6 protein-coding genes are annotated in these 7513 nt (G+C 57.2%); 5 read left to right on the forward strand and 1 reads right to left on the reverse strand.

All coding sequences use genetic code 11. The features are described from left to right. Positions 1–2534 (reverse strand): membrane-targeted effector domain-containing toxin (locus VGC62_RS06730; RefSeq protein WP_331186291.1); only part of this gene is annotated, 2534 nt, incomplete at its 3' end. Between the two features lie 175 nt (positions 2535–2709). Here VGC62_RS06730 and VGC62_RS06735 point away from each other — a divergent pair. The 5 genes from VGC62_RS06735 to VGC62_RS06755 form a co-directional block, all read left to right on the forward strand. Continuing rightward, positions 2710–4083 carry a multicopper oxidase family protein gene (locus VGC62_RS06735; RefSeq protein WP_331186292.1) on the forward strand — a complete coding sequence of 458 codons (1374 nt, stop codon included), beginning with the start codon at positions 2710–2712 and terminating at the stop codon, positions 4081–4083. Next, the gene (gene tadA, locus VGC62_RS06740; protein WP_331186293.1) at positions 4083–4565 is read left to right on the forward strand and encodes a tRNA adenosine(34) deaminase TadA; all 483 of its coding nucleotides are present in this window, start codon (positions 4083–4085) and stop codon (positions 4563–4565) included. Before VGC62_RS06735 ends, tadA begins: the two co-directional genes overlap by 1 nt. 230 nt (positions 4566–4795) lie before the next feature. Then, positions 4796–6091 (forward strand): CynX/NimT family MFS transporter, encoded by a 1296-nt coding sequence (locus VGC62_RS06745; protein WP_331186294.1) that lies wholly within the window; start codon positions 4796–4798, stop codon positions 6089–6091. 94 nt (positions 6092–6185) lie between these two features. Then, positions 6186–6671 (forward strand): nuclear transport factor 2 family protein, encoded by a 486-nt coding sequence (locus VGC62_RS06750; RefSeq protein ID WP_331186295.1) that lies wholly within the window; start codon positions 6186–6188, stop codon positions 6669–6671. 185 nt (positions 6672–6856) lie between these two features. Further along, a partial coding sequence (locus tag VGC62_RS06755) for a dermonecrotic toxin domain-containing protein (RefSeq protein ID WP_331186296.1) occupies positions 6857–7513 on the forward strand: 657 nt, incomplete at its 3' end.

Here is a 7513-nt window from a genome sequence, read left to right on the forward strand (position 1 = left end):
ACACCCGGCACGCCTTGGTAGGTATTAGCGTGTGAGTTGCCCACCAATGCCACCCATTTGTGACTGCCTTGCGCGGCCTGATCTGTATCGATGACGATTTTCGCAAAATAGTTCATGACTCGCTGGCGCAGCGATTCAGGCATACCGCTCACGCCTTTCAAGCGATAGCTCGCCATGCAGTCGATGGCCCGAACTCGGATGTGATTCTCAGTCGCTGCCTTGACTACGTTCATGAAAGTGTATTTGCCGCTTGGATCGGTGAGATGACCGTTGTCCAGCTGAGTCAGGTACTCCTCCAATCCACTGGGCATCTTCCCGGTGTTAGCAAAGGTGTCTAGATCTGCTTGGTGGAAGTCTGTTAGCAAATGCTCCATATATAGCGTCTTTATCTTTTGCTTGGCCAGCAGCGACATATTGTCGATCAAAAACTGCTTGCTGCCGATGCCGGAATGGGTTTCGCCGATAACCAGCCCTGATGTTTTATGAAACAGTTTTTTGAGCGTGCTCTTGATAGGAGAACCGGTTTCGATGACAGGGATGTCAGGGCGAGGGGGTAGCTCCACAGCGGTGTAGAAAACCGAAGCATCGTTACAAAGTCGGTTCCTGATCTGGCTGAATGTGTCGTACGGATTTGTTTCGGTAGGCTCATGGATAGAATTCAAGGGACGGTATCCTTCGACCTGCCGGTTACCCGGGTATTGCGCGCCGTCGCGCAGCGCAGGCCGTAAAGCTTCGGGCATGTCGTAAGGGGCAGGGGGGGTGATTGTTTCAACGGTCACCGTCGCGGTCCTGCCTCCTGACAGTTTGCTCAGGGCTTTTCCTCCGCCTATCAGGCCCGCACTGCGGATGGGAATCCAGACCCCCTCCTCGTTCAGCACGACTGGCAGGTTGCGATAGAAGGAAAACGGATTTAGTGGATCGATGATGACCCAGCTTTTTATTTCGTTGACATAGCGGACCGCGTAAGCGAGGTCGTCAATCGAGATATACGTTCCGCCCTGCTCCGTCAGAATGACACCTTTCATCTTGCCTTCTTCTCGCACCGGCTCGTAGGCGTCGAGCAGCATGTTGGTTTCGAAAGGGGTCAGTAGGCTGCCGGCCTCGGCCGGGTACGCCGTGGCGGGTGCTAAATTCGGTAGATCCGCGACGACAGCAGTTGCTTCCATGTCGGGGTTGGGTGCTGAGAAGGGCGTTTCTGGTTCGAGCCTTGGCTCCAATCCCTCGGGGCGGGCATCCATCAGGAACAGGCTGTTGAGCAGCGCATCGATTCCGGCCAGTACCGCACCGATAACGCCTGCGTTACGTTCGGCGGTGGTGTGGCCATTCACCGCCTGGTCGATGTTCATGCCCATGTCCGCGATACCGGCACCCACCGCTGCCAGCGCAATCGGCCAGTCGATAGCAGCCAGGCCTCCGGATATTTTGACGAAATCTTGTAAGTAGCCGATCCACATCAACTTCCGCATTTCGCCGTTTGAGCGCAGAAATATATAGGCGTCGTTGGTCATCCGCGCTTTTGTCGAATCGCGCAGCCAGGTGAACGGGTCTACTGAAAGCGTACGGCTCGACTGGTTAATGACGCCGGGATGTTCAGCGCCCCAGGTGCTGTAAAGCAAGTCCAGAGCGTGGCGAAGTCCAATGTTGTCGCCAACTTGCTCATGACTGGACAACGGGAAATGCCCCATGAAACGTGTGCGCAGTTCTGCTGTTTTATTCTGTAACAGCAGCCACCAGTGCAGGTCGGCGGGTGTTTCAAAGGTGTGAAAGCTCTGGATTTCCCCAGGGGTATACAGAATTTGCCTTCCATTCTCACTGACAATTCGAAGAATATCGCTGGCCTCATACCCGACCACATCAAAGGTGCAAAAGCGCGTTTTGTCGCTGGCAACAAATTGGTTTTGCAGTGTCTTCAGGTTTGGCGAGGTGCTGATGTCAACGCCAACCGCCATCGTCAGCCATCGCAAATCGTCGCTCGTTAGCCAGCCGGCTTCGTGATCCTCCAGCGCCTTGCTGAGGAAGGTGGCCTTGGCCATGGTTCTGAAATCATCAGAACAGTCAGACCAGAAGGCTTGAAGTTGGTTGTGGTAGAGCGCCTTGAGGTCAACGGCCCAGAAGTCGTTCAAGACTTCAACGGGTAGCATCCTGACTTCGTTTCGCTCATCGAAAGCCTCTGCGTCTGGACCTGCTGTATAGAATCCGCCAAGCATCTGCAGCGTGTCGGCGTTGTCCTGGTCATGGGGATTGAAACGGTGCATCACCAGTTGTGGAAGCGTCATCGACTCGTATGGCGCGTCCCGGTGCTGCCAGCCGTTGAATGAACGAGAACTGCTGACAGCGGTATGGAAGCGATGCCAGTACACGTTGTCCGGTTCAATATGTGCGCCAGCACGTTGGATGAGAATGTCTTGAGCGACCCGGCGTGCCATTTCACGCATGTCGGGGCAGGCGTTGACCAGTCGATTGCTCATTGCGATCAGCATGGCGTGGTCGGGTGTGAAGTGTGAGGCGGGCAAGTGCTCGATAATAGAATTCATATTCGTCGTCTTTGATGAAGGAGGCTCAAGCTTCCCTCAAGGCGACTTTAAATAAGCACTCACTATGTAGTGCATTGCGTTGAGTCTTAAATTTCGACAAATGCACGTGTATCGTGTTTGCCCCACGCATCTCTTATCAGGTGCGTTCAGTCTTTGATTTGAGGTGCCTGTATCCATGTCCTTCACCCGTCGACAAATTCTCGGAGGCCTGGCCGGTCTTGCTGTAGTCGGTCTAGGCGCGGGAGGGGCATCGCGTTACTGGCTGGGTCGCACCGGGCCCGGCGAAGGACACGACTACGAACTGATCGCCGCGCCACTGGATGTCGAGTTGGTGGCGGGGCATCAAACGCCGGCCTGGGCATTTGGCGGTTCAGCACCGGGTACTGAGTTGCGGGTCAGGCAGGGCGATTGGCTTCGAGTGCGCTTCATTAATCAGTTGCCAGTGGAAACCACCATTCACTGGCACGGGATTCGTCTGCCGCTGGAAATGGATGGCGTGCCGTATGTTTCGCAACTTCCAGTCAAACCGGGCGAGTACTTCGATTACAAATTCCGTGTGCCAGACGCTGGCAGCTATTGGTATCACCCGCATGTCAGTAGCAGTGAAGAGCTGGGGCGTGGGTTGGTCGGGCCGCTGATTGTCGAAGAGCGTGAGCCCACCGGTTTTGCTCATGAGCGTACGGTCAGCCTGAAAAGCTGGCACGTCGATGACGAGGGCGCGTTCACGGCGTTCAGCGTTACTCGCGAAGCTGCGCGTGAAGGCACTGCGGGCCGGTTGTCGAGTATCAATGGCATCCCGCAGGGCGTGGTGGATTTACCCGCTGGACAGATCGTGCGGGTGCGCATCCTCAACCTCGACAACACGGTGACCTATCGCTTGAACCTGCCTGGGGCCGAGGCGCAGATCTACGCACTGGACGGCAATCCAGTGACACCACGCCCGTTGGGCAAGGATTACTGGCTGGGCCCAGGCATGCGTATTTGCCTGGCGATCAAGGCCCCCGCGGCGGGAGAGGAAATTCCACTGCGCAACGGCCCGGTGCGTCTGGGGACGTTCCGTTCGGTCGCCAATAATGACAAGCCCGGCGAATGGCCACCCGAACTGCCCGCCAACCCGGTTGCCGAGCCGGACCTTGAAACCGCAGAAAAGCTCAACTTCAATATCGAGTGGGCTGGCGCGGTCTCGGTCAACGTCGACAACGGCAAGCCCCCTAGCCTGTGGCAGATTAACGGTCAGGCGTGGGACATCACCGATAAAACCTGTGCGGATCGTCCGATTGCCAAGTTGGAAAGGGGCAAGAGTTACATCTTCGAACTGAAAAACATGACCCAGTATCAACACCCGATTCACCTGCACGGCATGAGCTTTAAAGTCATTGCCTCTGATCGGCGCAAAATCATCCCGTATTTCACCGACACCTTTCTGTTGGGCAGGAACGAGCGCGCACGCGTTGCGCTGGTGGCGGATAATCCCGGCGTGTGGATGTTTCACTGCCATGTGATCGATCACATGGAAACCGGTCTCATGGCCGCTATCGAGGTCTCGTAATGCGCCAGCCGCAAATCATTGATCGCAGCCGCGATCAACACTTCATGCGCGAGGCGCTGGCGCTGGCGGCACAAGGCGCATTGTTGGGCGAAGTCCCAGTGGGCGCGGTGCTGGTGCAGGACGGAATCATCATCGGGCGCGGCTTCAATTGCCCCATCAGTGGCAACGACCCCAGCGCCCACGCCGAAATGGTCGCCATCCGTGCGGCTTCGCAGGCCGTTAGCAATTACCGACTGCCGGGCAGCACGCTGTATGTGACGCTGGAGCCGTGCAGCATGTGCGCGGGCTTGATCGTGCATTCCCGGATCAACCGTGTGGTGTATGGCGCGCTGGAGCCCAAGGCAGGAATTGTGCAGAGCCAGGGCCAGTTCTTCAGCCAGCCGTTTCTCAACCATCGGGTGTTGTTCGAGGGGGGCGTGCTGGGTGAGGAGTGCGGGGCCATGTTGAGCGAGTTCTTCAGGATGAGAAGGGCGAAGGGGTGAAGGGGTGAAGCGGGCAGGTTCAACCCCTGTGGCACTCAACTCACTCGGTCGGCGCAGAGACTCTTTTTGCTGCGCTACCGCGCGGCGTCTGGATGGCGCATCTCCTGTCGTGTGAGTCACTTTGAACCTGTGCCTGAACGCCTCCCAAACTTGTGTTACGCGCAGTTCTCTAACAGGATGACTGCTTTGTGCAATGCACAGTTACACAATCCTGCCCTCACGAGATACCCATGACGACCAAGGCGCCACTGGCGAGCAGCATTCAAAACAAGCCCGTATTACCCCACCCAATCGACGAATTGCTGATCGATGCCGAAGCTGACGATGAGCAGGTCCAACAGTCTCATCCCGTGCTCAAGCGCCCGTGGTTGCTGTTGTTGGGGCTTGTGTTCGTTGCGCTGAACTTGCGCCCTGCGTTGTCGAGCATGGCACCGTTGCTCAGTGAAGTGTCGAGCGGGCTCGGATTGTCTGCCGCCAAGGCCGGTCTGCTGACCACCTTGCCGGTGTTGTGCCTGGGGCTGTTTGCGCCGTTGGCGCCGATGCTTGCACGGCGATTCGGCAGTGAGCGGGTCATCCTGGGGATTCTTCTGACATTGGCAAGCGGCATCCTGCTGCGCAGTCTATTCGGAGAAATCGGGCTTTTCGCAGGGACTGTGGTCGCCGGAGCCAGCATCGGCATCATCGGTGTATTGCTGCCAGGGATCGTCAAGCGCGATTTTGCCAAACAAGCGGGCAGCATGACCGGCGTGTACACGATGGCGTTGTGTCTGGGCGCGGCGGTGGCAGCGGGTTCTACGGTGCCTCTTAGCCATGTGTTTGGTGACAGTTGGCAATGGGGGTTGGGGTTCTGGATGGGTCCGGCCATCGTGGCGGCGATCTTATGGTTGCCTCAGGCTCGACAGGGCCATGGGCTGCATCAAGTGGCCTACCGCGTGCGTGGGCTGTTTCGTGATCGATTGGCTTGGCAGGTCACCCTTTATATGGGCCTGCAATCATCTCTGGCCTACATCGTATTTGGTTGGTTGCCTTCGATCCTCATCGGTCGCGGCCTGACCCCGCTTGAGGCGGGTTTGTTGCTCTCGGGCTCGATCATGGTCCAGCTCATCAGCTCGTTGGCGACGCCGTGGCTGGCGACACGCGGCAAGGACCAACGGCTGGCAATCCTGATTGTCATGCTGCTGACATTGGGCGGGTTGTTTGGCTGTTTGTATGCGCCGCTTGAGGGGCTTTGGGGCTGGGCGATTCTCCTTGGCTTGGGCCAAGGCGGTACGTTCAGCCTGGCGCTGACATTGATCGTGCTGCGCTCGCGTGATTCCCATGTGGCTGCCAACCTGTCGAGCATGGCGCAAGGTGTGGGCTACACGCTCGCGTCCATGGGGCCGTTTGCGGTCGGTATCGCTCACGATGTGACGGGAGGCTGGGGCGCAGTGGGCTGGATTTTCGGCGTAATAGGTTTGGCCGGGATCATCGCCGGACTGGGCGCAGGTCGATCGCTTTACGTGCAGGTCACCGCCGAAAAAGTTTGAGTCGGGGTATTTGCGCCGCGAATGTCCGTGGTAAAGGCATGCGTTGGCGCTTATCGTGCGGCTTCTGATCGCTGACACAATGGACGTTACCCGCATGAGCGAAACAAATATAAGTGATGAACACGCAGACGTGATCGCCCGGTTCTACGAGGCCTTCAATCGACTGGACGCCGAGGGCATGGCTGCCTGTTACACCGACGACGTGCTGTTCAGCGACCCTGTGTTCGGCGAGCTTCGTGGGTCGCAGGCAGGCGACATGTGGCGCATGCTGACCTCGCGTGCTCAAGCGTTCTCGGTCATCTTCGACCACGTTCGTGCAGACGAGCGCAGCGGCGCTGCCCATTGGGTTGCCAGCTACTTGTTCAGTCAGACCGGCCGTACCGTGGTCAACGATGTTCAGGCGCGTTTCGTCTTACGTGACGGCAAGATTTGCGAGCATCACGACCATTTTGATTTATGGCGCTGGTCGCGGCAGGCACTCGGCGCAAAAGGCGTGTTGCTAGGTTGGACACCGTTGGTGCAGAACGCCATCCGCGCGCAAGCACAAAAGGGATTAAAGGCTTTTCAGGCCGGGCGCTGAAGGCGTTCGTTGGTTTGCGGCGCGTCATTGCGACGCTGTTAAAAAATAGTTATTTAAATCTTCCCTCTGGTGGGTGATGGATAACGTGAGTTCCTTATTACTGGCAATAAGGACATTGCGTTATGACATCTGTACCCACCCCCTCCCAATCGGCAACCTCTGCATCGACATCAAGACTTGAGTTATTGCAACGTCAATTCGACGATGACCCGGTACTCAATGTCATTCGACAGCAAATGCCGACCGCTTTCAGCCAGGCCTCTGTGCAGCAGTTGAAGGATTATCGTCGCGCCTTGCGAAACAGCAGGTTCTCCAGGGCTGATTTGAAAAAACTGCTCAAGCCGCTGCAAGGGATAGCCGAATTCGCCGAGCCGCTGTTGCGCAAAGCGCTCGACCAACGATTTGGGCCAGGCCTGGACCCCAAGGTGGACACGCTGTTTCACCCCACGTTCTCAGCCGGTGGCGGTACTGGTCCCGCAACTCAGTTGACGCTGCTGGAAGCTGCACTGCATAACTTCGAACGCAAAGAGTCCGTTACAGGCGGTTTTCTGCGAGCTGCCGCGATTGAAAAAGGCAGGGACGGGCCACACCCGAAAAACATCAAACCCGAACAGTTCGCCGACGTCTGTCGTCACCTGAATCTGGGGCAAAAGTATCAGGATCACCTTCGCGATGTACTGGAACCAGACTCCGTTCCCGGCGATGCGCGCGATGCCGTACGATTTAATGCCAGAGCCACGTTCATCCTCAATGACAAGGCCGACATGGAGCTTTACGCCCGTGCCGCATTCTTGAGGAAAGACATCAGCGAGCAAGCGCTGTCAGCCGTGTTGTCCTTGGTA

This window comes from Pseudomonas sp., from assembly GCF_036404235.1.
In the GTDB taxonomy this organism is placed as follows: Bacteria; Pseudomonadota; Gammaproteobacteria; order Pseudomonadales; family Pseudomonadaceae; genus Aquipseudomonas.

Coding starts and splice junctions, on each gene's coding strand:
- VGC62_RS06745 (WP_331186294.1), top strand. CDS start 4,796: ATGACGACCAAGGCGCCACTGGCGAGCAGCATTCAAAACAAGCCCGTA.
- VGC62_RS06735 (WP_331186292.1), top strand. CDS start 2,710: ATGTCCTTCACCCGTCGACAAATTCTCGGAGGCCTGGCCGGTCTTGCT.
- VGC62_RS06750 (WP_331186295.1), top strand. CDS start 6,186: ATGAGCGAAACAAATATAAGTGATGAACACGCAGACGTGATCGCCCGG.
- tadA (WP_331186293.1), top strand. CDS start 4,083: ATGCGCCAGCCGCAAATCATTGATCGCAGCCGCGATCAACACTTCATG.